The sequence below is a fragment of the Chenggangzhangella methanolivorans genome (assembly GCF_042648545.1).
Classification (GTDB): domain Bacteria; phylum Pseudomonadota; class Alphaproteobacteria; order Rhizobiales; family Methylopilaceae; genus Methylopila; species Methylopila methanolivorans.
This window is the reverse complement of record NZ_JBHRXS010000003.1, coordinates 42,080-66,781: the sequence shown is the minus strand read 5'-3', so window position 1 is coordinate 66,781 and position 24,702 is coordinate 42,080. Positions and strand designations below refer to the sequence as shown.

General features: G+C 68.6%; 18 protein-coding genes. 10 read left to right on the top strand and 8 right to left on the bottom strand.

Translation table 11 applies throughout. From position 1 onward, the window contains the following. Positions 1-8: 8 nt before the first annotated feature. The 4 genes from ACFOWB_RS00710 to ACFOWB_RS00695 form a co-directional block, all read right to left on the bottom strand. Positions 9-1,058: a ketopantoate reductase family protein gene (locus tag ACFOWB_RS00710; RefSeq protein WP_378145123.1), complete on the bottom strand. Its 1,050-nt coding sequence runs from the start codon at positions 1,056-1,058 to the stop codon at positions 9-11. A 180-nt stretch (positions 1,059-1,238) separates the two neighbouring features. After that, a complete protein-coding gene (fhuB, locus tag ACFOWB_RS00705) occupies positions 1,239-3,179 on the bottom strand; it encodes a Fe(3+)-hydroxamate ABC transporter permease FhuB (protein ID WP_378145121.1) in 1,941 nt (646 codons plus the stop codon). Beyond that, positions 3,172-4,107, bottom strand: a complete 936-nt coding sequence (locus ACFOWB_RS00700; protein ID WP_378145119.1) for an iron-siderophore ABC transporter substrate-binding protein — start codon at positions 4,105-4,107, stop codon at positions 3,172-3,174. Before ACFOWB_RS00700 ends, fhuB begins: the two co-directional genes overlap by 8 nt. Beyond that, positions 4,101-6,356, bottom strand: coding sequence for a TonB-dependent siderophore receptor (locus ACFOWB_RS00695; RefSeq protein ID WP_378145117.1), 2,256 nt, complete (start codon positions 6,354-6,356; stop codon positions 4,101-4,103). Before ACFOWB_RS00695 ends, ACFOWB_RS00700 begins: the two co-directional genes overlap by 7 nt. 180 nt (positions 6,357-6,536) lie before the next feature. Here ACFOWB_RS00695 and ACFOWB_RS00690 point away from each other — a divergent pair, with 180 nt between their 5' ends. The 3 genes from ACFOWB_RS00690 (at position 6,537) to ACFOWB_RS00680 (ending at position 8,775) form a co-directional block, all read left to right on the top strand. Next, positions 6,537-7,448, top strand: a complete 912-nt coding sequence (locus ACFOWB_RS00690) for a helix-turn-helix domain-containing protein (protein ID WP_261401776.1) — start codon at positions 6,537-6,539, stop codon at positions 7,446-7,448. A gap of 101 nt (positions 7,449-7,549) precedes the next feature. Further along, on the top strand, positions 7,550-8,314 hold the full coding sequence (locus ACFOWB_RS00685) for a Trm112 family protein (protein WP_261401777.1): 765 nt from the start codon (positions 7,550-7,552) through the stop codon (positions 8,312-8,314). Further along, positions 8,311-8,775 (top strand): hypothetical protein, encoded by a 465-nt coding sequence (locus ACFOWB_RS00680; RefSeq protein ID WP_261401778.1) that lies wholly within the window; start codon positions 8,311-8,313, stop codon positions 8,773-8,775. The genes ACFOWB_RS00685 and ACFOWB_RS00680 overlap by 4 nt, the downstream gene beginning before the upstream one ends. Positions 8,776-8,777: 2 nt before the next feature. Here ACFOWB_RS00680 and ACFOWB_RS00675 read toward each other — a convergent pair whose 3' ends face one another. From ACFOWB_RS00675 to ACFOWB_RS00665, 3 genes are all read right to left on the bottom strand, one after another. After that, the gene (locus ACFOWB_RS00675; protein WP_261401779.1) at positions 8,778-10,691 is read right to left on the bottom strand and encodes a caspase family protein; all 1,914 of its coding nucleotides are present in this window, start codon (positions 10,689-10,691) and stop codon (positions 8,778-8,780) included. A 141-nt stretch (positions 10,692-10,832) separates the two neighbouring features. Next, on the bottom strand, positions 10,833-11,894 hold the full coding sequence (locus ACFOWB_RS00670) for a helix-turn-helix domain-containing protein (protein WP_261401780.1): 1,062 nt from the start codon (positions 11,892-11,894) through the stop codon (positions 10,833-10,835). 38 nt (positions 11,895-11,932) lie between these two features. Beyond that, a complete protein-coding gene (locus ACFOWB_RS00665) occupies positions 11,933-12,982 on the bottom strand; it encodes a helix-turn-helix transcriptional regulator (protein WP_261401781.1) in 1,050 nt (349 codons plus the stop codon). Between the two features lie 686 nt (positions 12,983-13,668). Here ACFOWB_RS00665 and ACFOWB_RS00660 point away from each other — a divergent pair. The 7 genes from ACFOWB_RS00660 (at position 13,669) to ACFOWB_RS00630 (ending at position 23,269) form a co-directional block, all read left to right on the top strand. Further along, entirely contained in the window at positions 13,669-15,291 is a 1,623-nt protein-coding gene (locus ACFOWB_RS00660) for an APC family permease (protein ID WP_261401782.1), read from the top strand. An 82-nt stretch (positions 15,292-15,373) separates the two neighbouring features. Continuing rightward, complete coding sequence (locus ACFOWB_RS00655) at positions 15,374-15,970, top strand: dimethylamine monooxygenase subunit DmmA family protein (RefSeq protein ID WP_261401783.1); 597 nt, start codon at positions 15,374-15,376, stop codon at positions 15,968-15,970. After that, the gene (locus tag ACFOWB_RS00650; protein WP_378145111.1) at positions 15,967-16,929 is read left to right on the top strand and encodes a PDR/VanB family oxidoreductase; all 963 of its coding nucleotides are present in this window, start codon (positions 15,967-15,969) and stop codon (positions 16,927-16,929) included. The genes ACFOWB_RS00655 and ACFOWB_RS00650 overlap by 4 nt, the downstream gene beginning before the upstream one ends. A 175-nt stretch (positions 16,930-17,104) precedes the next feature. Then, positions 17,105-18,145 carry a heme-dependent oxidative N-demethylase family protein gene (locus ACFOWB_RS00645; RefSeq protein ID WP_261401784.1) on the top strand — a complete coding sequence of 347 codons (1,041 nt, stop codon included), beginning with the start codon at positions 17,105-17,107 and terminating at the stop codon, positions 18,143-18,145. A 192-nt stretch (positions 18,146-18,337) separates the two neighbouring features. Further along, complete coding sequence (locus ACFOWB_RS00640) at positions 18,338-19,468, top strand: aminomethyltransferase family protein (RefSeq protein ID WP_261401785.1); 1,131 nt, start codon at positions 18,338-18,340, stop codon at positions 19,466-19,468. Between the two features lie 29 nt (positions 19,469-19,497). After that, entirely contained in the window at positions 19,498-20,862 is a 1,365-nt protein-coding gene (locus ACFOWB_RS00635) for an NAD(P)-binding domain-containing protein (protein ID WP_261401786.1), read from the top strand. A 148-nt stretch (positions 20,863-21,010) separates the two neighbouring features. Further along, entirely contained in the window at positions 21,011-23,269 is a 2,259-nt protein-coding gene (locus ACFOWB_RS00630; RefSeq protein WP_261401787.1) for a DUF1989 domain-containing protein, read from the top strand. On the opposite strand, the gene ACFOWB_RS00625 is transcribed toward ACFOWB_RS00630, so the two are convergent. Then, positions 23,270-24,616 carry an amidohydrolase family protein gene (locus ACFOWB_RS00625; protein WP_378145107.1) on the bottom strand — a complete coding sequence of 449 codons (1,347 nt, stop codon included), beginning with the start codon at positions 24,614-24,616 and terminating at the stop codon, positions 23,270-23,272. Positions 24,617-24,702: the final 86 nt, after the last annotated feature.

Below are 24,702 nucleotides of genomic sequence, written 5' to 3'. Positions count from 1 at the left end.
CTGTCGTTCTAGCCTGAGACGATGCTTTCGTTCAGGCGGCTGTCGACGGTCTTCACCGTGCGGTCGATCTCCTCGTTCGGCATTCCGAGCTGCTGGGAGATCAGCGCGATCAGGAGGTCGACGCGCTCGACGAACGGCGCCCCGCCGGCGATCGCGCGCGCCGCCGAGGACGGCTTCAGCAGGCTTTCGGCCGCCTTGGCGTATTTCTCGAACGGAACCTGATCCTCGGCGTCCGCGCCGAGCTTGCGCGTGATCGCGTCGACATGGCCGTAGATCGAGCGGGAGAGCTCGACGTCGCCATGCACCGCGTCGCGGATCGAGCGGGGCTCGGCCGGCGTCACGCAGCGGTAGTTGCCGGTCATCAGCATCGACCACTTGGCGAAGGGCACGAACAGCGAGTCGAACACCTTGAGCTTCACCGGCACGTCCTTGCCGTCGAGCGTGACGGCGTCGATGTCGGCCTCGAGCTCGCGCAGCAGGGCGTTGGCCCCCTCGTCCTCGAAAGTCGCGGCCTTGAAGTTCGTGGGCAGCCCGACATGCAGCACGTTCGCGCCTTCCTCCGGCGGCCGGAAGGCCTGCGGATCGGGCGAGCACAGCGACACCAAGCCGGGCGTGAAACGCTCCCAGACCTGGGCGTTGGTGTAGGCGGCTTCGAGGTCCATCTCGGCGAGCGCCGGGATGCGCTTGAGATAGGGCAGCGGCGGCATGTTCATGATCGACACGCAGGGCAGCTTGGCCTCCGCGATCTTGATCATGAGCACGCGGATCGTGTGGTTGGCGTATTGCGGCTCCTGCATCGCCAGGCCGACGAGGTCGTAGCGCGAGACGTCGACGTCCTGCGGCTGCGTCGCGTCAAGCTTTCCGGGCAGGTCGCGCGAAAAGATCGAGCGATGTTCGGCCTCGTCGCGCAGCTTGATGCGGACTTCCGTACCGGCGCTGTTGATGAGGTCCGCGGTCTTCTGTCGGCACACCAGCGTTACGTTGTGGCCGGCCATCAGAAGCTTCGTCGCCAGCAACGAACCGTAAGATGCGCCAAGAATTAGAATATTGCGGGCCATACGACATTCCACATCTATACATGAATTGCGCTGGTTTTATCGCACGTGGAATGCCAGTGCAATGAAGCAGAGACGTACGGTCACATTAGACTTTGGAGTATATATTTCGCGTCGCGACATAATCATCAGAAAACGCAATGACCTGACGGCGGACGTCGCGCGACTGCGGCGCGCGTTCGCTTATCGCCGGGCGAGCGAGGCCAGCAGATAGCCGCCGCCGATGAGCGAGGCGAACAGGCCGAGCGGAAGCTGGTAGGGGAAGATCAGCGTGCGCGCGAGCGCGTCCGCGGCCGTCATGAGAGCCGCGCCGATCAGCATGGCGCCGACGAGATGTCCGGCCGGCCGCACGAGCCCCATCGACCGGGCTGCGTGCGGCGCGACGAGGCCGATGAAGCTGAGCGGCCCGACGATCAGCGCGGCGGCGCCGGTGAGGGCCGCCGCCATCGCGATCAGCGCCGTCCGCGCCGCGCCGACATTGACGCCGAGCGCGCGCGCGCCCATCGCCCCGAGCGGAAGCACGTCGAGCCAGCGCAAAACGAGGGCGAGCGGAACCGCGAGCGCCATGAGCGCGGCGAGGCCCGTCGCCGCGCGCGACGCGTCCACCGCGTCGGCCGCCCCGGTCATCCAGGCCAGAAGCGCGAAGGCGCTCGGCGAGCCGGTGGCGATCACCGCGTTGAGGCCCGCCAGGCAAAGCGCGGAGATGCCCGCGCCGGCGAGCAGCATGCGCTCCGGCCCGAGCCGTCCGCCGCGCGCGACCGACAGCATCACGCCGAGCGCCGCGAGCGCGCCGACGGCCGAGCCCGCGGCCTGCATCGGCAAGGAGGCGGATCCGAACGCGACCAGCACGATCGCGAGGCCGACGCCGGCGCCTGCGCCCACGCCCAACGCTTCGGGGCCTGCGAGCGGATTTCCGGTCAGGCGCTGGAGGATGACGCCCGCGGCCGCGAGCGTCGCGCCGGCGGCTACCGCCGCCGCCGCTCGCGGAGCGCGGAAGGGCAGCAGGTCGAGCGTCTCGCGCAAGGACGAAATCGTCCAGCCATGGCCGTCGGAGCCGACGAAGAGCGCCGCCAGGACCGCCAGGACGCCAAGCGCCGCGAGGACGGCGAGCGTCCGCGCCGGATCGCGGCGCCTGGGCGCGCCGACCACGGTCGGGCGATCGGCGAGGACGAGGCGCGGCAGCAGCCACAGCAGCAGCGGCGCGCCGAGGACCGCGGTCGCCGCGCCGGTCGGGATCATCTCGTCCGACCCGACATGGCGCACGAGCGAATCCGCGAGCCAGAGCAGGACCGCGCCGATCGCCGGCGCGACCAGCAGCGTCTGGGACGAGCGCGCGCCCGCGAGCCGCGCGAAGGTCGGGGCCGCAAGCCCCACGAAGGCGATGAGCCCGACCTCGGCCGCGACCGTGGTGGCGAGCAGGACGCCGAGCGCGAGCGCCGAGATGCGGATCGCCGGCGTCGAGACGCCGAGGCCGCGGGCGCTGGTTTCGCCGACGACGAGGGCCGCGAGCGGGCGCGCCAGGAGCAGCGCGCCGACGCCCGCCACCGCGAGCGCAGCCGCGATCGCGCCGGAGCCGCGCCAGCCTTCCTGGGTGAGCGCTCCGCCGCCCCAGATCAGCAGCGCGAACAGGTATTCGCCGCGCGACAGGATCAGCGCGGCGGTGAGCGAACTCGCCACCATCGCCACCACCATGCCGCACAGCACGACGGTCGCCGGATCGAGCTTGCGCCGCCATCCGAGCGCGAGCACGAGCGCGGCCGCGCCGCCGCCGCCCGCGACGGCCGCCGCCTCCCGGCCGAGCGCGCCCACGGCGGGCGCGAAGGCGGCGAGGAGGCCGAGCGCGAGCTGGGCGCCTGCGAAGACGCCGAGCGTCGAGGGTTCGGCGAGCGGATTGTCGAGGGCGGCCTGCATCAGCGCGCCGGCGAGGCCGAGCGCGGCTCCGGCCAGCAGCGCCACCACGATCCGCGGCGCGAGGCTGTAGGCGACGAGCGCCTGGTCGGCGTCGGTCGCGCCGGCGCCGAGCCGCGCGAAGACGTCGTCGAGCGAGAGCGCGGCCGCGACCGCGGCGAGGGCCGCCCAGAGAAGGCAGGCGGCGACCGCCGCCCGGCGTCGGACGTCATGCATGGGGAAGCGTCGAGACGGCGTCGGCGAGAAGGCGCGCGAAACGGCGCGCGGCCGGCAGCGCGCCGTAGGGGTTCACGGGCGGCAGGCTCAGGAAACGCCCGGCCTTGATTGGCGGCATGGCGCGCCAGAGCGGGCTCGTGCGCGCCTCCTCGAGCGCCGAAGGCGGCGTCGGGCCGACATTGGCGACGATGGCGTCGGGCAGGTCCGCGAGCGCCTCGACGCCGACTGTCGGATAGGCGCCGAAGCGGGTCGGCGCGGCCCAGGCGAGGCCAAGGCCGAGCCGCATCGCCACGTCGCCGAACATGCTGTCGGCCCCGAAAGCTCTGAAATGCCGGGCGTCGCCGAGATTGATGACGAGCGCCGGGCGGCCGGCGAAGGGCGCGAGGCGGGCGCGGCAGGCGGCGATTTCGGCCTCGGCCTCGGAGATCGCGCGTTCGGCCTCCCGCTCGCGCCCGAGCCGGGCGCCGAGCGCGCGCGTGACTTCGACGGCGGCCTCGTAGGGTGAGCGGCCGGACTGGTAGATCGCGTAGCTCGCGACCGGCGCGATCCGGGTCAGGATGGGGGCGCGGGCCTCGTACCAGGGCGAAATCAGGATGAGATCGGGCTTGAGCGACAGCAGCCGCTCGTAGCTCAGCGTGCCGCGCAGCCCGAGATCGGCGACGCCGTCCGGCATGGGCGGCTCGATCGCGGCCTCGCGGAACAGCACGAGTTCGGCGGCGCCGACGAGCGGGGCCTGGAGCGCGAGCGCGGTCTCGAGCATCGCCCAGTCGATCGCGGCGAGGCGGGCGGGCGGCGCGGCGGATCGCGCGGCGGACGCCGCCTGAACGCACGCAAACGCCGCGGCTCCTGCGAGGAGGAGGCCGCGGCGGGTCGTTCCGTCAGTCTTGCGGGCGGCGGATGTCTCCGCCGCGCGCTCGTCGATCACCACGTGTAGCTCGCCCTCACGAGCGCCCGGCGGCCTTCGCCGAAGGAGCAGACGTTGATGCCCTGGCAGCCCGAGACGAAGCGCTTGTCGAAGAGGTTCGTCACGTTGAGGCTGACCTTGTAGTTGTCCCACTGGTAGCGCACGGCGGCGTCGACCAGCGTGGCGTCCGGCACCTTGACGGTGTTCGGCTGCGTGGCTTCGGACTTGCCGATATAGCGCACGCCGCCGCCGAGGCTGAGGCCCTTCAGCTGACCGGCGGTGAAGGTGTAGTCGAGGAACGCCGAACCGATGACCTCGGGGACGAGGAACGGCTGCTCGCCCTTGAGCGAGACCGGCGCGCCGGTGACGGGATCGGCGCCGACGCCCTTCTGGATCTCCAGATCATAGGCCGTGAAGGCGGCGAGGAGCTTCCAGTTCTCGGTGAGGTTCGCCTGAGCCTCGAGCTCGAAGCCGCGCGAGCGCACTTCGCCGATCTGGTTCTGGGCGTTGAACGGGCCCGAGACCACGTTCTTCTTCGTCAGGTCGAAGACCGAGGCGGTGAAGATGGCCGGGAAGGCGGTCGGCGACCACTTGATGCCGGCTTCGTACTGGATGCCCGTCTCCGGCTTGAACGGCTCGTTCACGCCGCCGACGCTGTTGTAGCCGATCAGCGGGTTGAAGGTGCTGGCGACGCTGACGTAAGGCACGATGCCGTTCTCGAACTCGTAGCCGAGGCCGGCGCGGCCGCTGAAGCGCCCCTTCTCCATCTTCACGTCGTTGCTCAGGCGGGAGTCGCCGTCGAGCCAGATCCGGTCATAGCGGCCGTTCAGCGTCGCGATGAAGCCGTCGCCGAAGCGGGCCTGGTCCTGGATGAAGGCGCCGGCCTGATGGAGCTTCGAGGTCTGGTCGAGATAGGGGACGACGCCCGGCTGCGGCTGGTTGAGGTCCGGATTGTGGATGTCCACCGACGTGCCGATGCTCGAGGCCTGCACTTCGTCGATGTAGTACATCTTGTAGTCGAGACCCATCAGCAGGGTGTGGTCGATCCCGCCGGTGGAGAACTTGCCCACGAGGTTGTTGTCGGTCGTGAAGCTGAAGGTCTCGGTGTCGTGCGCGAAGTTGATGCGCGCGAGCTGGGTGTTGCCGGCGCTCGGACGGGCCGCGAAGCCGTAGCCGAACGGGTAGAGCAGCTGCTCCTTGAGGTGGCTGTAGGCGAAGCGCGCCTTGGTGTTGACGGTCCAGACGTCGTCGATGTCGTGGTTGAGCTCGTAGCCCACCATGAACTGGCGGCGGTCATGATCGTCGAGGTCGGGATCGGTGAAGTTGGTCTTCCGGCCGATCTTGCCGAGGTTGATGGTCCCGTCGGCCGAGGTCGCGTCCTTCACCGTGCCGTAATAGGGCAGGAAGTCGCCCGAGCCGTGGTTCTGGTCGGCGTGGGTGTAGTTGGCGTAGACGGTGACGTCGGTGCCGGCGTTCGGCGTATAGGTCGCCGCGCCCTGGATCACGCCGCGGATGCCGTCCTCGTGCTTGGCGTAGCCGTCGCCGCCCTCGAGCTTGCCGGTGACGCGGTACTTCCAGACCGGCGGCAGCGGGTCGCCCTTGGTGACGAGGTCGTTCGGGATGACCTTGTTGACGTCGAAGGCCGCGAAGGCCGTCGGGTAGTTGTCGATCCCGACTTCGACCTGGCTGAAGTCGGCGTCGAGCGGGCGCTTCGAGACGTAGTTGATGATGCCACCGATGTTGCCGCCGCCGTAGAGCGAGGCGGAGGCGCCGCGCAGCACCTCGACGCGCTCGACCAGATACGTGTCCTGGTAGAAGTTGCCGAAGGCGTAGGAGTAGAGCTGCATGCCGTCGCGATAGACGCCGGTCTGGGTCGCGTCGAAGCCGCGGATGTAAAACCAGTTGGTGTCGGTGTCGTCGCCGAAGGGCTGGCTGAACACGCCGGCCGAATAGCGCGTCGCCTCGTCGGCCTTCTGGGCGCCGAGGTCGTCCATCTGCTGGCGCCCGACGACGCCGACCGACTGCGGAATGAGCACGACCGGAGTGTCGGTCTTGGTGCCCGTGGTGGTGGCGGCCGGCACGTAGCCGTTCACCGGGGCGACGCCCGATCCGTCGAACGCGATCAGATTGCCGCCCCCGCGGCCCTGAACTTCGATCGCGTCGAGCTGGGTGGTCCCATCGGCCTGCTGCGCTGCAGCATAGCCAGTGTGGGCCAGCGTCGCGAACGCAACGCTCGCGAGCAGCGCGGCTCGCCTCTTCGATACGTAGATCACTTTAATCCCCGACAATCTCAAGTCTTACGAGCTGCTAAGATCGATCGCTCTTTAGAATAGATATAATCTAATCTAAAGCCTTGAATCTTGACCGCCCCGATGCGGCCACTAAGAGTTCGGGGCGATGCTTCCGTCTTGCACATTTTTGGCTTTTGAATACTCGGATCCGCCGGTGTGCTCATGGCGCACCAGCGCCCGTCGCTTTGCGCCGCAGCATGGGGCGCCGGCATGACGCCGTTCCGGCCGAGGATGGTCGCCGCGCGCCAGGGCATCTCGGTCGTCGGCGGGCCGCTGACGCACGCCTCCGAAATCGGCCTCATCGAGATCTGGCGGGCGCGCTTCGAGGAGGGCGCGCGGGGCGAATACGTGTCCCGGGACCCGCGCCTGTTCGTCGTCATCGAGGAGCCGAGGGCCGAGATCGCGTTCGACGGCGGCGGGGGCGTCGGCCGGGCGGCGTCCCGCGGGCTCAGCGCCACCTACGTGCCGCCCGGCGTCGCCTTGTCGATGACGGCCGACGGCGCGACCGAAGTCCGACATCTCGACGTCCATTTCGACATCGACCGCCTCGGTCCGATCGACGGCTTGGATCCGACGAGCGTCGAGCGGCCCCGGCTGATGTTCCTCGACGCGCGCGTGCAGCGCTTCGCGCGGCTGATCGAGCGCGCCTGCGGGGAGGCCGGCGGCGCGCCCGGGCTTTACGGCGACGGCCTGCTCGCAGCGCTGGTGGCCGCGACCTTCGCTCATGTGGGGGCCGAAGCGAGGCGCAGCGCGCTCTCGGACCGCCAGTTGCGGCTCGCGCTCGACTACATCGAGGCGCGCTGCGCCGACACGATCCGTCTCGCCGAACTCGCCAACCTGACCGGGCTGTCGGAGACCTATTTCAGCCACGCCTTCAAGGCCGCGACCGGCATGCCGCCGCACCGCTGGCAGCTTCAGGCGCGGGTGCGCGAGGCCAAGCGCCTCGTCGGGCTCGGCGAAGCCTCCTTGAGCGACATCGCGAGCGCGCTCGGCTTTTCGGACCAGGCGCATTTCACGCGCGTGTTCCGCGACCTCGCCGGCTGCACGCCGACCGCCTGGCGACGCATGCGCTGAGGCCGGGCTGCGGGCGGCTCGCGAAACGGACGTTGCCGGATGAGCCGACCCATGGCTTTGATACAGCCTCGGCGGGAAACGGCCTCAGGCCCAAGAGCTCCGTGCAACACCAGACCGGCTGTCCCTATTGTCACGGGCCGCTCGCGGAGGGCGCGCTCTCGTGCCGGAGCTGCGGACGCGACCTCGTTCCGGTCCTGCCGCTGCTGACGCGCCTGTCGGCGCTCGAGGCGAGGCTTGCGAAGCTTGAAGACGGCGCGCTCGCCCGGCCGCTCGCGCTCGCGCCGCCGCCAGCGGCCGAGGCGGCGACGGACGAAACGCCGCCGCTGCCCGCCGCGTGGCGTCGCTACGAGGCTCTCGCGGTCGGGTTCGCGGCGCTGCTGGCCGCCTATGCGGCCGTGGTGTTCTGGCTCGATCTGCCGCTCGCCTATCTGCGGCTCGCCTCGATCATCATTCCGTTCGCCGCCGGGGTCGTCTATTTCGGCGTCCGGCCGCGCCTGAGGTGGTTCGACGTCGCGATCGCCGCATCCTTCGCGGTCGCCTCCGTCGCGACGATGAACGCGGCGCTCGCCTGGGTCGACGGCGTCCCGATCGCGCCGCAGGGCGTCGTGGCCTGGCGCGAAACCGTGTTCTACGCCTTGAGCATCGGAGCCTCGATGCTGACGGGCCTGCTCGTCGGCGTCCTGCGCGCGGCTCTGCGGGCGCGCGGGCTCACCTCGATCCCGCGCCTGCGCGACAGCCTGCTGTCAGGAAACGGAAAGACGCCGCTCGACACGCTGAAGGCGATCGAGCTGACGATCCTGATGGTCAGCGCCGTGATATCCGCCGTCACCGGTCTCGCGGCCGGCTTCATGGGGCTCATCCAATGACCGATCCCGCCCTCCGCGGCCGCCTCGCCCTCGCCGCGCTGCTGTTTGCGGCTTCGCCCGCCTCCGGCGCCGAGCCCGTCCGGCTGATCACGGCCGAGGAGGCGGCGTTGCCGCCGGTCGTGGCCTCGGGCGGCCAGCCGCGGAACATGACGCGGGGGCCGGGGATCGACCGGATCGCGCCCGCGATGGTCGGGCTGAAGGGCGAGCCGTTCCGCTTCGCGGTGAAGTTCAAGCCCCGCAACGGCGTGCCGATCGATCCGGCGAGCGTGCGCGTCACCTACCAGCGCGCGCCCTCGGTCGACCTCAGCCCGCGGCTCAAGCCCTTCGTCACCGCCGACGGCATCGAGGCCGCCGCGGTCGTCGTCCCGCCGGGCGCCCATGTGATCGAGATCGAGGCGACGGATCTGCAGGGGCGGGTGGGGCGCGCGCAGGTGACGCTGACGGTCGATCCGCCGAAGTGACGCTATTTCGCGGCCGGCGGCAGCAGCGCGACGGCGGGCGAGACCCCGTATGAAGCCGGCAGCTGCCGGCCTTCGGTGCGCTCCGAGACGCGCGCCGCGGCGCCGGTGACCACCGCCTCGAACGGCTGGCCCGGCGTCCCGAGCGTCTCGAGCAGGGCACGCACGAACGGGCTCTCGAGCCCGTCGCCGTCGAGCGCGACCTGTCCGGGCTGCGTCGAGTGCAGCACGACGCCGTTCGCAGGCGTCACGGGCGTCGCGGCCAGGCCTGCGCGGATCCGCTCCGGCGCCGGATCTGCGACGGCCGAGCCGCCGATCCCGCGCGACTGCGCCACCGCGCGCGCCTCCACGAACGGATCGTCGCGGCAGGCGTCCACGATCACGAGCGACCCGCGCCGGGCCTTGCCGGCCGCGGCCGTGAGGTCGGCGAGCGCGAGCGCGCGGGTCCTGAGATCCGCGTCGGTCTCGGGAACGGCGTTGACGGGGATCAGATAGTTGGCGCCGCCGGTCTCGACGCCGTGCCCGGCGTAGAAGACGAGCACGACGTCGGCGTCGCCGACGCCCTCCTCGATCGCCGCTGGAACGCCGCGCAGCGCCGCGCTGTCGAGGTTCTCGGCGATCTCGACCCGGTCGAACCCCATCTCGGCGAGGGCGCTCGCCATCACGGCGGCGTCGCGCCGGGCGTTCGGAAGGCTCGCGAGCTCGGCGTAGTCGCTCTCGCCGATGATGAAGGCGACGCGCTTGAGGCCGTCCGGCGAGCCCGCGCCGTCGGCGACGCCGGCGGTCTCGAAGCTGCTCTTGAACGGCCCGGACCCGCTTTTCTGGAGGGGCGTGGTCAGGCGCTTCAGGAGAAGCGAGGCGAGCAGCCGTTCGGGAAGATTCGGCGTCGCGCGCGTCTCCGCGAGGATGCGCCTGCAGATCGCGATCGCCTCGGCGCGCTTGCCGCGGCTTTCCTCGTAGCGCGCGAGGCCGATCGCCGCGTTCCAGTTCCTCGGGACGAGCTTCTGCGCCTCGCGATAGTGTTTTCGCGCGGCCTCCGGCTCCTTGAGCTTGTCGAGGGCGAAGTCGCCGGCGCGGATCAGCAGGTCGGCACCGATCGAGGCGGCTTCGGACTTCGGCAGGCCATCGGTCGCGCGCGCCGCGCCGAGAAGGCTCTCATAGGCCGCCCGGAGATCGCCGGCCCGCAGTTCCGCGCCCGATTTCGCCATCAGCGCGACAAGGCGATAGGGCCGGCCCGCGGCGGCGGCGGCCTCGAGGTCCGCGCGGGCGGGGCCAAGCCTGCCGAGCCGGCGCAGCAACTGGCCGCGCGCGAGCAGCGCCGTCGGCGCCGTCGGCTCGATCCCGAGCGCATGGTCGAGGTCGACGAGCGCGGCGCGGAGGTCGCCGGCGCGCTCGCGCTCCAGCGCGCGCTGGACGAAGGGCGTCGCCCCTTGCGCGTCGGAGCGCGTCGCCTGCTCGATGTCGGCCTGGGCCTCCGCGGGGCGGCCGATCGTCTGGTTGATGGTGATCCGGAGCGCGAGCGCCTCGTCCTTGAGAGGGCCCTCGATCGCGAGCGCGCTTTCGACGTCCTTGAGGGCCGGGCTCACCTGCTCGAGCGTCGGCGGCGCGTAGCCGGCGAACGCGCCGTCGCGCTTCGGCTTCAGCTCCGCGCCCTTCTGGACGACCTGCAGGAAGCGCATCAGGCCGCGGAAGAACGCCGCCTTCTGCCGGTCGGCCGGATCGGCGGCGGCGCCAAGCGCGCGCCCGCAGGCGGCCTCCGCCGCCGCAAGCTCCTTGAGCGGCAGCATCTCCTGCTTCACGCGCTCGTCGGCGCATAGCGCGATGTCGGACGCGGCGCGGGCGGGCGTTCCGGCCGTCGCGACTGCGAGGAGTGCGAGCGCGACCGGACCTGCGCTTCGGATGATGCCGCCCTTCGCCACGCCCGCACCCCGGCTTCGTCGCCCCGTCTGTCACCCCGCAGATCCAAGCGCATCTCGAGCGCGGTTCCAAGAACGACCGCAGGGACCGGCCGACTCCGCGGCTTCAGGTCCGCCGGAGGCGGACGGAGCCCTGGCGCGAGGTCACTCGGCGGTTCTGGCGCGGGCGAATTTCTGGACGAGCGCGCGCTCGGAGGCGACGCCGGCCTTGCGATAGATCCGCAGCTTGACGTTCTTCACCGCGCCCTTGCTAATTTCGAGCGTCTGGGCGATGGCGCCGGTGGTGACGCCGGCCATCACAAGATCGAAGACCGCCTTTTCGCGCGCCGTCAGGCCAGGATCCGGCTCCGCCCGGTCGGCGGCTTTGGCGCGCGGCGTGAGAACGAACATCCGGCCCGCGGGCGCGAGCGGAAAGTAGTCGTCGAAGCGCTCGACCTTGAGCGTGTGGCCGGCGAGATCGATGGAGCGCGCGTCCGTCGCCGCGGCCACGGCTTCGGCGATCGAGGCGTCGGCCGCCGTCGCTTCGCGCCAGGACGGGGTCGCGAAGATCTCGAGCCCCATCCGGTCCTGCACCAGAGTCGGGCGCGTGATCAGCTCGCTGTCGGTGACGTCGCCGGCGTAGCGCAGCCTGTCGAAGATCCGGCCGACATGCGTCTTGTGGAAGCCGTCGAGCATGGGAAACACGAGACGGCTCCGCTCGATCTCGGCCTCGGTGAAGCGGCCCTTCTCGCGCTCCAGGAACATGCCGAGCGAGGAGTGTCCGACGGTCGAGAAGAAGATCCCGAGTTCGTCCGTGATCTTGGCCGCCGCCTTGAACAGGCGGCTGTAGGGCTGCGGATCGATCGGCCCGCCGCGCGCGCCGAAGCTTGCAAGCGAGCGCACGCCCGGCTCCTCGTACCGTTTCCAGTGCGCCGAGAACGGATCGAGCGCCGAGCAGTTGGCGACATAGAAGTCGACGACGTCCGCCGGAACGTTGGCGGTGTAGATGACGTCCGGCGGCGCGCCGCGTGAATAGCGGATGATCCAGCTGGCGCTGTGCGGGATGGTGGCGCCGAACAGCTCGACCAGAAGCTGGTGGAACCGGTCCGTCCCGATCGACGACGCGACCTCGCCGACCCGGCGAAACCATTCCGCCTGGCCGAGCCGGATGGGCCCGGCCACGGCGTCCGGCGAAAAATTCTCGGCTTCATCCGACTGACGCGTCATGGGCTCTGCCCAAATTTGCGGCAGACCAACCGCCGTGCTCACGGGTGAGCCTCATAGAGCGCCATCAATTTCGTGACCAGCGCGGCTTCGGTCGTGACGTCGGCCTTGCGGTAGATCCGCATCTTGCAGTTCTTCACCGAGCCGACCCCGAGGCCGAGCGTCTCCGCGATCTCGGCGGAGTTCCGCCCCTTCATCACGAGATCGAGGATGTCGCGCTCGCGCGGCGTGAAGATCTGCAGGACGTTCGACAGCACCGCGTCGTCGGTCGCGCCGCGCGGCCGCGGCTCTATCACATACATGCGGCCGCCCGGCGCGAGCGGGAAATCGGCTCCGAGCGCCTCCGCCTTCAGGACGGCGTCGTCGAGCTCGACTTGGGGAAGCGGTCCGCCCCGCAGCGCGCCGAGCTGCGCGGCGAGCGCCGGATGGGCGGCGAAACGCTCGTTCCAGGCGGCGTTCGACCAGACCGGCTCGGCGGAGCGGTCCTCGATCAGCGTCGGACGGTCGATCATCGCGGTCACGTCCGCGCCGTCGTCGTAGCGCAGTTCGTTGAACATCCAGCCGAGATGCGCGCGGTAGAAGCTTTCGAGCGCCGGATACATCAGCTGCGCCCGCGCGACCTCGGCGCGCGTGAAATGACCGGAGACGCGCTCGAGAAAGAACGCGAAGCAATTGTGCGCGGTGGCGGGAAAGATCACGCCGAGCTCGTCCTCGACCTGCGCCGCCGGCAGGAACAGCCTAGTGTAGAGCAGGTACTCGACGCTCTCGTCGCGCAGGGTCTCGAGCGTGAAGACGCCGGGCTCGCGCGTCGCCTTCCAGCGGCGGGAGAACGGGTCCACGCCGCCGCATTCGTTCATGTAGACGTCCATCGCGTGGCTGCTGACGTTGTGGGTGTAGACGACGTCCGGCGGCGCCTCGCCCGAATAGCGGATGATCCAGACGGCGTCGCTCGGGATGCTCGCCTCCAGCAGCGCGATGAGCTCCCGGTGGAAAAACTTGGTGCCGATCGACTGGATGACCTCGCCCGCATGCGCGAACCAGTCCGGCGCGTCGATGCGGGGCAGCGCGGACCGCGCTTCGGTCGAGATCATGCAAGGGAACCTAAGCGTTCTCGCGCGTCGAACAAAGCCGCGATCACGCCGTCCCGCGCAAGTTTGAGAGCCGTTCCAGACCGGATTCGCGAGCGCCCCGCGATCGATAGGCGTGCCCAATGGTGCCATTCGTCACCATTGCGTCATCAGCAAAGCGCGGGGATGCTCACTTCAAAATAAGAAAGACTCAAGGGAACGCCTAAGCTAACGCAGGCCATCCGCGTCTCCGAAAAATTTCGGAGCGCTGCGCTTCCCTGCGCCGAAGATCTCCATCCCTTGCGTCTCAAGCAACGCATCGCCGTCGCATGCTGAAAGCTTGCGTTCGGCGACGCCATGGGAGGGCTTCGCATGCGCTGCACTTGCTGCCGCAAATATCGGCGCTTCAGCCTATTTTTTATTCAGAAGAAAAACTTTTGACATGGGCGATAATTGCTGCATCATCGCGGCAAGATCGCGAAGACGCAGTCGATCCGGCCACGGACGGGCGTGTCGTCGATGCTTACGGACTACGACGTCAGACCAATGCTTTCGAGCCGCGACGGACATCATGCCGACGCGGCGGCGAACTCTTGCGGCGCGCCGGAAACGGCTGCGGCGTTCGGGGCTCTATGCCTTGAACGCTGCGCCTGGGCGCATGCGAAAGCTCGCGGAAGCGCCATGCATCGTGACTGCAACGGGGTAACAACATGACAATTGCGGCCGGCGACATCAGCGTGGCGGGAGGCGAGGAGCGCCAACTCTCACGCAGCATCAACTGGACAGGCGCGTTCTGGGTGGCGAGCGGGGTGCCGCCGCTGGTCCTGTTCTCGATCGGCGGCATCGCCGGCACGACCGGCACGGTCGCGTTCGCGATCTGGGCCGCGTCGATGTTCATGGGCTTCCTGCAGTCCTTCATCTACGCCGAGATCGCGGGCCTCTTCCCGAACAAGTCGGGCGGCGCCTCGATCTACGGCGCGGCCGCGTGGGTGCGCTACGCCAAGCCCGTCGCGCCGCTTTCGGTGTGGTGCAACTGGTTCGCCTGGTCGCCGGTGCTCTCGCTCGGCACCTCGATCGCCGCCGGCTACATCCTCACCGCGATCTCGCCCGACGCGGCCTCGGCGCTGCGGACCTGGACGCTGTTCACGGGCTCGCTCGGGCCGGTGTCGTTCTCGTTCAACGCCGCCTTCTTCATCGGCGCGGCGCTGATGCTGATGACCTTCTGGATCCAGCATCGCGGCATTCTCGACACCGCCAACACCCAGAAGTTCATCGGCCTCCTGGTCATCATCCCGCTCGCGATCGTCGGCATCGCGCCGCTGCTGCAGAACGGGGTGAACTGGGCGAACTTCACGCCCTTCGTGCCGCTCGCCGAGGCCTACAAGCCTGAGCCCGGCTCCTGGAACATCGCCGGCTGGACGCTGGTGCTCGGCGGCATGTTCATCGCCGCCTGGTCGACCTACGGCTTCGAGACCGCGGTCTGCTACACGAGCGAGTTCAAGGATCCGCGCAAGGACACGTTCAAGGCCATCTTCTTCTCGGGCCTCCTCTGCATCGGCTTCTTCGTGATCGTGCCCTTCACGTTCCAGAGCCAGCTCGGCCTGACGGGCATGCTCGAGACCCCGATCGTTGACGGCTCGGGCGTCGCCGCCGCGCTCGCTCACATGGTCGGCGGCGGTCCGATCATCGAGAACGCGCTGGTCATGCTCATGATCCTCGCGCTGATCCTGTGCCTGATGACCGCGATGGCCGGCTCCTCGCGCACGCTCTACCAGGGCTCGGTCGACGGCTGGCTGCCGAAGTACCTCTCCTTCGTGAACCACAACGGCGCGCCCACCAACGCCATGTGGACCGACCTCGCGGTCAACTTGGTCCTGCTCGCGATCGCCTGCGCCGACGCCACCTCGTTCTTCTTCATCCTGGCGGTGTCGAACTGCGGCTACATCATCTTCAACTTCCTGAACCTGAACTCGGGCTGGATCCACCGGATCGACAACGGCCACATCGACCGCCCCTACAAGGCCCCGACGGTCATCATCGCGATCGGCACGATCTTCGCTTTCGTCAACGCCGTGTTCATGGGCGCGGGGGCGAAGGTTTGGAATCCGATGGCGCTGTGGGCGGGCCTGATCACGGCCGCGCTCATCATCCCGGTGTTCCTGTTCCGCCACTACGTGCAGGACAAGGGCAAGTTCCCGGCCAAGATGCTCGAGGACCTCGGCGTCGGCGAGCAGAACGCGATCAGCCAGCGCAAGGCCGGGATCCTGCCTTACCTCACGCTGCTGGCGGGCGTCGCCACGGTGCTCATCGCCAACTGGGTCTTCCAGCTCTGACGCATCGCGTCCCGGCCCCGGCGCGGCGACGCGCCGGGGCCTCTTTTCGCCACGCCTCGAAATAGCTGAGCAGAGAGACTTCGTGTCCGCCATCAAAAGCCGACCGATCTATCCCGGACTGAAGCTTGACGAGAGGGCGCGCCGCCACCTCGTCGCGGCGGAAGGCGAGGGCGCCCTCGCGGTGATCGGGACCTTCAAGGGCGAGCCCGCCGCGCTCGCCGCCACGACGCTGATCTACACGCCCGGCGGCTCCGCGGGGCAGGGCCACGAGGACGCGCTCGCGGGCCTCGGGGTCGGGACGCTGCATGTGGCGCCCACCCAGGAGACCGCCATGGTGCGGCTCAACAGTTTTCTCGCCAACGCCGTCATGGGCACGCGTCTCTACGCGGCCGGCGTCGAGGGCTTTCTCGGCAAGGTGATCGCGTCCGGCCTCGAGCACGGCGTCGACCATCAGTCGATCTATACCGAGCATCGCGGCTCGCTCGCCCGGCGCGTCCAGTGCGTCCACTGCAAGGGCGTCACCGAAGACGTGACCGCGACGCCCTTCGTCTGCTCGCATTGCGGGCTGAACCTGTTCGTGCGCGACCACTATTCGCGACGGCTCGCGGCCTTCCAGGGCGTCGTCGTGGATTGCGAGGAGCCCGGCGCTCTTCCGGCGAAAGAGGAGCTCTACCTGTGAGCGGCGGCGTCGAACTGAAGGTCCGGGTTGCCGAGATCGAGCAGGCGACCGACACGGTGAAGCGCTTCCGCTTCGTCTCCGTTTCCGGCGAGCCGCTGCCGACCTATTCGGCCGGTGCCCATGTCATCGTGACGATGTCGGACGACGGCCGCCGGATCAAAAACCCCTATTCGCTGATCGACCGCGCCGAGGACGGCTCGAGCTACCGGATCGGCGTGCTGCGGACGCAGGACTCCCGCGGCGGCTCTAGGTTTATGCACGAAAAGGTCGAGGTCGGAACCGAGCTCACCATCGCGATGCCGGTGAACCTGTTCCCGATCGTGCGGACGGGCCGCAAGCACATTCTGGTGGCGGGCGGCATCGGGATCACGCCGATCCACGCAATGGCGGCGGAGCTCAAGAAGCAGAGCCTCCCCTACGAGATCCACTACGCCATGCGCTCGGCCGCCCACGGGGCCTTCGTCGAGGAGCTCGGGAACGCCCATGGCGACAAGCTCCGGCTCTACCGCGACGACTGCAGCGAGATCATCGAGGTGGCGAAAATCCTCGCCCACCAGCCGCTCGGCACGCATCTCAATGTGTGCGGGCCCGAGGGCATGATCGACGCGATCCTGAAAGGCGGCCGCGACGCCGGCTGGCCCGACGAGAACCTCCACGCCGAGCGCTTCCTGTCGCCGGCGGGCGGCGAGCCGTTCTCGGTCACGCTCGCGAAAGCCGGCATCACCGCGCAGGTCCGCTCCGACCAGAGCCTGCTCGAAGCGATCGAGGAGGCGGGCGTCGACGCCCCGTATCTCTGCCGCGGCGGCGCCTGCGGCCAGTGCGAGACCGTGGTGCTCGGAGCCGACGGCGAGCTCGACCACAAGGACCACTACCTCACGGACGAGGAAAAGGCCTCGGGCCGGAAGATCATGATCTGCATGTCGCGCCTGAAAGGCCGCGAACTGGTGCTCGACCTGTGAGCGCGGCCTGCACGAGCCGAGCGCGTGCTTCGAGACGCCCGGCTCCCGCCGGGCTCCTCAGCATGAGGTCGGTTCGCGCTTTGGCATTCTCCCACGCCCCTCATGCTGAGGAGGCCCGAAGGGCCGTCTCGAAGCACGCAGTCGGGCTGATCCAATACTCGAACGGAGCCGCCCGATGACGATCCAGTTCAAGACCGAAACCTTCCGAGACGACTTCACCTTCTCGAACTCGCCGGAGGCGATCCGTCGCTTTCCGTTCCCGTTCGACAAGGATCATTACATGTACGCGGTCAACATCGAGCAGCACATGCCGGGGCCGATCAAGTCGGCGACCGAATTCCCGATCGACATCGACGAGCACTACGTCGCCGAGATGGCCGACCGGTCGCTGGTGCTGAAGCAGGACCCGCTGCGTTGCCAGTCGCTGCCGCACATGATCACGGCCGAATGGGACCTGCTCGAGCTCCTGATGGAGTCGATGTCGAAGCACTATCCCGAGCACTTCACCCTGACCAAGGACGGCGACCGCTGGCATTGGATCAACCGGCCGCTCGGCATCGACCAGCAGTTCACCTTCGGCGACACGGCCACGCTGCCCTATCCGCCGATGGAATACGTCACCCGCCAGTGCCAGGGCGACTTCAACCTGATCGACCAGAGAAACGACAATCTCTGGATGGACGCGGGCATCATCACGTCCCAGGCCGACTGGTCGCTCGACTTCGACCTCGGCATGAACTTCATGGAATGGCACGCGCCGGTGCCGATCGCCCATGACATCGGGGTGTTCGACCGGGCGCTGAAGTTCCTGCTGAACCTTCAGCAGGGCCGGCCGGTGCGCCGCCTCAACTGGACGATGACCATCAATCCGCGGCTCGATACGTCGCCGGAGAACTACCACAAGTGGGGCGTAGACCGGACGACGGTGACGCCCGAGAACGTCGGCGACAAGGTGCATCTGCGCGTCGAGCTGCAGGCGCTGTGGCGGCTGCCGCGCTCGAACGCGATCGTGTTCTCGATCCGCTGCTACCTGATCAAGATGGAAGAGCTGGTGACGATCCCCAAATGGGCGCGCCGCTTCCACCGCGTGCTGCGCGACCTGCCGGACCAGATCGCCGACTACAAGGGCACGACCCGCTACCGCCAGACCGTGGTCGACTGGCTGGCCAAGCACGACGACGGCGCGCCGACCTCGCCGGGCTTTTATCCGGACTGAAGGAGGCGCCTCGCTCCGACCGGACTGCGTGCTTCGAGACGCTTTGGCTGACGCCAAAGCTCCTCAGCATGAGGGAGGTCGGAGCTTGGCGTCCTCCCCGGTCCTCATGCCTCGAGGAGGCCCGAAGGGCCGTCTCGAAGGACGCACTTCCGCTGATGCAACAATAAACGTCAGACAAGAACGGACATTTCGATGGGACCCGCCGACTTTCCCCGCAAGAACGCGCTCGAGAAGATCCACCTGGATCTCGGCTCAAAGCTCGACAGCGACTGGAACGGGATGCCGATCCCGCAGCATTACTCGACCTGCCCCTATGAGGAGACCGCGACCGTCCGCACGAAGGCGGGCCTGTTCGACGTCTCGGGGCTTCGCATGATCAACGTTTCGGGCGCCGACGTCGTCGCCGTGCTCAACAAGATGCTGACCTCCGACATGGCCAAGCTGAAGGCCGGCCAGTCGGCGATCTCCAACATCGTCAACGAGAACGGAAACCTGATCGACGACGTGCTGGTCTATTGCGACGGGCCGACCGAGTTCCGTCTCTCCCACGGCGGCGGCGCGCTTGAGGACGTCATCGACGGCTTCTTCGCCGGCTCGTCCTCGACCTGGGCCAAGGACGACGACGTCCACATCCTCTCGCTGCAGGGCCCGCTCGCGCTCGACATCCTGAAGCCGCACGCCGAGAAGGACATCACCGGCCTCAAGTATTTCGAGCATTCGCCCAACGTGCTGTTCGGCAAGCAAGTGCTGATCGCGCGCGGCGGCTATTCGGCCGAGCGCGGCTACGAAGTCTTCTGCTCGGCGGCCGACGCGCCGGTCATCTGGGAGAAGATCATGGAGGCCGGGAAGAGCGCCGGCATCTGCGCGGCGTCGTGGGACTGCCTCGACATCGTCCGCGTCGAGGGCGCGCTGCTGTTCTTCCCCTTCGACATGCCTCATGGCGACGAGACCCCCTGGGAGGTCGGCGCCGACTGGACCGTCGACCTGTCCAAGTCTGACTTCAACGGCAAGGCGGCGCTCGAGAAGCGCAAAAGCGACATCCGCTTCGCCAATGTCGGCGTCGAGATCGACGCCCATGAGGCGATCGAGCCCGGCGCGAAGCTCTTGAAGGACGGCAAGGACGTGGGAACGGTCAACTCGACCACCTACAGCCGCTATCTGATGAAGTCGATCGCGCTTGCGCAGGTGACGCCGGACCTGACGGCGATCGGAACCGCGTTTACGGTGAAGTCCGAGAAGGGCGAGTTCTCCGCCCATGTCGTGCGGACGCCGTTCTACGACCCGCACCGCCTGCGCACGCACCCGCTCGAAGAGCGCGCCTGACGCTCGCCGTTCAGTTCAAGGAGGATGTCATGACCCAGCGTATCGCCGTCATCGGCGCCGGCCCGAGCGGCCTCGCCGCGCTCCGCGCCTTCGAGTCCGCCAAGCAGAAGGGCGCCGAGGTTCCCGAGCTCGTCTGCTACGAGAAGCAGTCGAACTGGGGCGGTCTGTGGAACTACACATGGCGCACTGGTCTCGACGAGTTCGGCGAGCCGGTCCATGGGAGCATGTACCGCTATCTCTGGTCGAACGGCCCGAAGGAGTGCCTCGAATTCGCCGATTACGGCTTCGAGGAGCACTTTGGCCGGCCGATCCCGAGCTATCCGCCGCGCGCGGTGCTGCACGACTACATCGCCGGCCGCGTCGAGAAGTCCGGCGTGCGCAAATACTGCAAGTTCAGCCACGCCGTGAAAGGCGTGACCTTCGACGCCGAGACGGAGAAGTTCACCGTCACGGTGAAGGATCTGGTCGGCGACCGGGTGTTCTCGGAAGAGTTCGACTACGTCGTGGTGGCCAACGGCCACTTCTCGACGCCGAACATCCCGTATTTCGAGGGCGTCGATAAGTTCCTGGGCCGCGTCATGCACGCCCATGACTTCCGCGTCGCGGACGAGTTCGCGGGCAAGCACGTGCTGATGATCGGTTCGAGCTATTCGGCCGAGGATATCGGCACCCAGTGCCACAAATACGGGGCGAAGCGCGTCACCTTCAGCTACCGCACGCGGCCGATGGGCTTCGATTGGCCGGAAGGTTTCGAGGAGAAGCCGCTGCTGACCAAGGTCGTCGGCAACACCTGCTATTTCAAGGACGGCACCCATGTCGACGGCGTCGACGCCATCATCTTCTGCACCGGCTACCTGAACTATTACCCGTTCCTGGACGACGAGCTGCGCCTGAAGACCCGCAACCGGCTGTTCCCGCCGAACCTCTACAAGGGCATCTTCTACGAGGGCAATCCGAAGCTGCTCTACATCGGCGCGCAGGACCAGTTCTACACCTTCAACATGTTCGACGCGCAGGCCTGGTACGCCCGCGACGTCGTGCTCGGCCGCATCGCGCTTCCGTCTCCCGAAGAGATGCGCGCCGACTGGCAGAGCTGGATGTCGCGTGAAGAGGCGCTCGAAAACGCCGACCAGATGATCGACTACCAGACGGACTATGTCCGCGACCTGCTGGAGCCCACCGACTATCCGCGTCTCGACGTCGACATGTGCGCGCGGCTGTTCAAGGAGTGGGAACACCACAAGGCCGAGGGCATCCTCACCTACCGCAACCGCTCCTACCCTTCCACGCTCACCGGCACCGTCGCGCCGGTGCACCACACGCCGTGGATGGATGCGCTCGACGACAGCCTCGAGGCGTTCCTGAACCAGCCCGCGAGCCAGGCGGCGGAGTAGCCTCAAGGGGCGTCATCCCGGACGAGGGCTGCAAGCCGTCGATCCGGGATCGCGTTCCGGAAGGGGCGCCCCATCCTGAAGACGACCCCGGATCGGCGCGGCTTCGCCGCTGGTCCGGGATGACGATGATCCATCGAGGACCAAGATCATGGACGCCCGTTCAGACGCGACCTCGCCGCTGCGCACCGACACGCTGGTGGCGCGCGGGACCGAGCCCCTGCTGTTCGACCTCGCGGCCGGCGACCGGGTCCGGATCGTCGATCCGGAAGGCCGCCAGCCGGGCCTCCTGCTCGTCTCCGGCGAGATCGAGGCCGAAGGGCTGACGCCGGCCGATGAGGCTGAAGCCGCCGCAGCCAGAGCCGCGCTCGCGGCGCGCGGGACGGACGTCTCGAAGCTCAAGGGTTTCCGCCTGTTCTCCGACGACGCCGAGCCCGGCGCTTCGATCGCCCTCGAGGCCGCCTCGGCGGCCGTCTGCGCGCTGGTTCCGGCCGGCGCGCAGATGGCTCCGGACGAACAGACCCCGCCGACCGAGCTCCTGGTCGAGATCGAGTCCGCCGCGCCCGCCAAGGGCGTCGCCCCGGCGCCGCTCGCCGAGCCGAAACTCGACCTTCGCATCGACGCCGCGACGGCGTCCGCCTATCGCGTGAAGGCCGGCGACTACATCCAGATCATCGACGTCGACGGCCGCCAGTGCTCCGACTTCCTCGCTTTCGACGCCGCGGCGCTCGAGCGCGGCGACGAGACCGGCATCGACCCGACGGTCACCCGCACGCTGATGGCCACGGCCAATCCCGCGCCGGGCCTTCACTCGAAGTATTTCGACGCGCGGCTGACCCCGCTCGTCGAGATCGTGCGCGACACGGTCGGCCGCCACGACGCGTTCCTGCTGGCCTGCAACTCGAAATACTACGAGGACATGGGCTATCCGGGCCACGACAACTGCACGGACAATTTCAACCGCGCGCTGAAGCCCTACGGGATCGCGCCGAAGGCCGGCTGGCCCGCGATCAATTTCTTCTACAACACCACCGTCAACGCCGACGACTCGATCAGCATGGACGAACCATGGTCGCGGCCCGGCGACTACGTGCTGCTGCGCGCGCTCACCGACCTTGTCTGCGCGTCCTCGTCCTGCACCGACGACATCGACCCCGCGAACGGCTGGGCCCCGACCGACATCCACGTCCGCGTCTATGACGCGTCAGAAACCTTCTCCCGAGGGATAGCTCACCGCATGACCCCCGACGCCGCGCCCCGTCTCACGCGCGAGACCGGCTTCCACCCGCGCACGTCTGCGCTGACCCGAAAGTTCTCCGAATATCGCGGCTTCTGGCTCGCCGACTGCTACTCGGACAACGGCCCGATCGAGGAATACTGGGCCTGCCGCGAGCGCGCCGCGATCATGGATCTTTCGCCGCTGAGAAAATTCGAGGTGATCGGCCCTGACGCCGAGGCGCTGATGCAGCTCGCCGTCACGCGCAACATGAAGAAGCTCGCCATCAACCAGGTGGTCTACACCGCCATGTGCTACGAGCACGGCGGCATGATCGACGACGGAACGGTGTTCCGCATCGGCCAGGACAATTTCCGCTGGATCTGCGGCGAGGATTACTGCGGCGTGCATCTGCGCGAGCTCGCCGCCAAGCACAATCTCAAGGTCTGGGTGAAGACCGCGACCGACCAGCTCCACAATGTCGGCGTGCAGGGCCCCCGCTCGCGCGAGATCCTCCACGCCATCACGGTGACGCCGCCCGCCGAGCCGACCGTCTCGGAGCTGAAGTGGTTCCGCTTCACGGTCGGGCGGCTCGCAGGCGTGCCCGTCGTGGTCTCGCGCACCGGCTACACCGGCGAGCTCGGCTACGAGGTGTTCTGCCATCCCTCCCGCGCGGTCGAGGTGTGGGACGCGATCATGGCGGCCGGCGAGCCGCACGGCATCAAGCCGCTCGGGCTTCTCGCGCTTGACATGGTGCGGATCGAGGCGGGGCTCGCCTTCGCGGGCTACGAATTCTGCGACCAGACCGACCCGTTCGAGGCCGGCATCGGCTTCGCGGTGCCGAAGGAGAAGGCCGACGCTTACGTCGGCTCCGAGGCGCTGGCGCGCCGGCGCGAGACGCCGTCGAAGAAGCTCGTGGGGCTGGAGATCGCCTCCAACGACGCGATCGGCCATGGCGACTGCGTCCATGTCGGCCGCGCGCAGATCGGCGTCGTGACGAGCGCGACGCGCTCGCCGATCCTCGGCAAGTCGATCGCGCTCGCGCGCCTCGACGTGACCTACGCCAACCTCGGCGAGCACGTCGAGATCGGCAAGCTCGACGGCCAGCAGAAGCGCATCAAGGCGACGGTCGTGGCCTTCCCGCATTACGATCCGACCAAGTCGCGGGTGCGGACCGAGGCCGATCCCGCCTGATCAGGCGGGCGCTCCGGCGATTTGCTCGCCGGCCCGCCACACCGACACGATCCGGCGCATGTTGGCGATGTCGGCCACGGGGTCGGCGTCCAGCGCCACGAGGTCGGCGGCCGCGTCGACCTTCAGGACGCCGCGGTCCTTCTGGCCGTAGACCGCCGCCGAGCCTTCGCTGGCGATGCGCAGCGCGTCGGCCGGCGTCAGCCCCGCCTCGACCATCAGCGCGAGCTCCCGGTGCTCGGCGAAGCCCGGAATGCGCATCGGCGTCGCGCCCGAATCCGTGCCCATTCCGATCGTGATCCCGGCGGCGTGGAGCTTCGCGAGGTTGCGCTTGTTCATCTCGACCGAGGGGCGGTTCTTCTCGCCCTTCTTGGCCTGCGTCTCGCGCCAGGCGGCGTCCGCCATCCTCTTGCGGAAGGCCTCCGGCGCCGCGGCCTTGAAGAACGGGTCGTCGGCGAGCTCCGGCCGGTCGACGTAGATGTATTCGGCCTCGTCGATCTGGATGGTCGGGATGTAGCGCACGCCGCCCTGCTTCATCGCCGCGAGCATGGCGTCGTCGATCTCCTCGTCGCGCACGCCATGGCCGAGGACGTCGACGCCCGAATTGATGGCGAGCCGGGCGTGGGAGACGTCGTGCACATGCGCGACCGCCGGCAGGTTTCGGCGATGCGCGGCGTCCGCCGTCGCCTTGGCGATCTCGGGCGACATCACCGGCAGCTGCCCGTTCATGTCCTCGATCCAGAGCTTGATCTGGTCGACGCCGGCTTCGGCGAGCTGGTCGACGACGTCGCTCGCCTCGGCGGCGGTGCGCGGCCGCGCGACCTGTTCGTCGCTGAGGTTCATGACCTTCGCGGGCGGCGCGCCGTCCGTGACGCCGACGCCCGGGCCCGCGCCATAGAGCGTCGCGCCCTTGAGCCGCCCCGCCTGGCTCTCGCGCCTGATCTCGTGGAACAGCGGCGGCGACATGCCGAGCGCCGACACCTGCGTCACGCCGAAGGCGGCGTAGAGCGCGAGCTGCTCCTCGACGCGGTCTCGGGTATAGAATCGGATGCCGGACTCGATCCCGACCACATGGCCGACATGCACATGCGCGCTGTTGAGCCCCGGGACGAGGAAGCGTCCCGCCATGTCGACGCGCCGCACGCCCTGCGGAAGGTCCGCCGGGCCGGCCCCGGCCGAGATCGCGCTGATGCGGCCATCCTTGATGAGCAGGCTCGAGGGCGCGCTCATGGCGGAGCCGGTGAAGAGGCGCGCGTTCAGGAGCGCGGTGCCGGCGCCGGGCGAGCCTTGCGCGAAAGCGGGGAGGGCGACCAGCGAAACCAGTCCGCCGACGGCGGCGCGTCGTGTCATCAACATCATGCAAATCCACGGCAATTTGGCGTTGGCCACGACATGGGCCAGGGTCGCCCTGGGGCAACCGCGCCCCACGGTTTATT

Bases quoted from the DNA above. Each gene is read 5' to 3' on its own strand.
- ACFOWB_RS00670 (WP_261401780.1), bottom strand. From the start codon at position 11,894: ATGACGCGTCAGTCGGATGAAGCCGAGAATTTTTCGCCGGACGCCGTG.
- ACFOWB_RS00710 (WP_378145123.1), bottom strand. From the start codon at position 1,058: ATGGCCCGCAATATTCTAATTCTTGGCGCATCTTACGGTTCGTTGCTG.
- ACFOWB_RS00625 (WP_378145107.1), bottom strand. From the start codon at position 24,616: ATGACACGACGCGCCGCCGTCGGCGGACTGGTTTCGCTGGTCGCCCTC.
- ACFOWB_RS00635 (WP_261401786.1), top strand. From the start codon at position 19,498: ATGACCCAGCGTATCGCCGTCATCGGCGCCGGCCCGAGCGGCCTCGCC.
- ACFOWB_RS00680 (WP_261401778.1), top strand. From the start codon at position 8,311: ATGACCGATCCCGCCCTCCGCGGCCGCCTCGCCCTCGCCGCGCTGCTG.
- ACFOWB_RS00630 (WP_261401787.1), top strand. From the start codon at position 21,011: ATGGACGCCCGTTCAGACGCGACCTCGCCGCTGCGCACCGACACGCTG.
- ACFOWB_RS00665 (WP_261401781.1), bottom strand. From the start codon at position 12,982: ATGATCTCGACCGAAGCGCGGTCCGCGCTGCCCCGCATCGACGCGCCG.
- ACFOWB_RS00640 (WP_261401785.1), top strand. From the start codon at position 18,338: ATGGGACCCGCCGACTTTCCCCGCAAGAACGCGCTCGAGAAGATCCAC.
- ACFOWB_RS00660 (WP_261401782.1), top strand. From the start codon at position 13,669: ATGACAATTGCGGCCGGCGACATCAGCGTGGCGGGAGGCGAGGAGCGC.
- ACFOWB_RS00645 (WP_261401784.1), top strand. From the start codon at position 17,105: ATGACGATCCAGTTCAAGACCGAAACCTTCCGAGACGACTTCACCTTC.
- ACFOWB_RS00690 (WP_261401776.1), top strand. From the start codon at position 6,537: ATGGCGCACCAGCGCCCGTCGCTTTGCGCCGCAGCATGGGGCGCCGGC.
- fhuB (WP_378145121.1), bottom strand. From the start codon at position 3,179: ATGCATGACGTCCGACGCCGGGCGGCGGTCGCCGCCTGCCTTCTCTGG.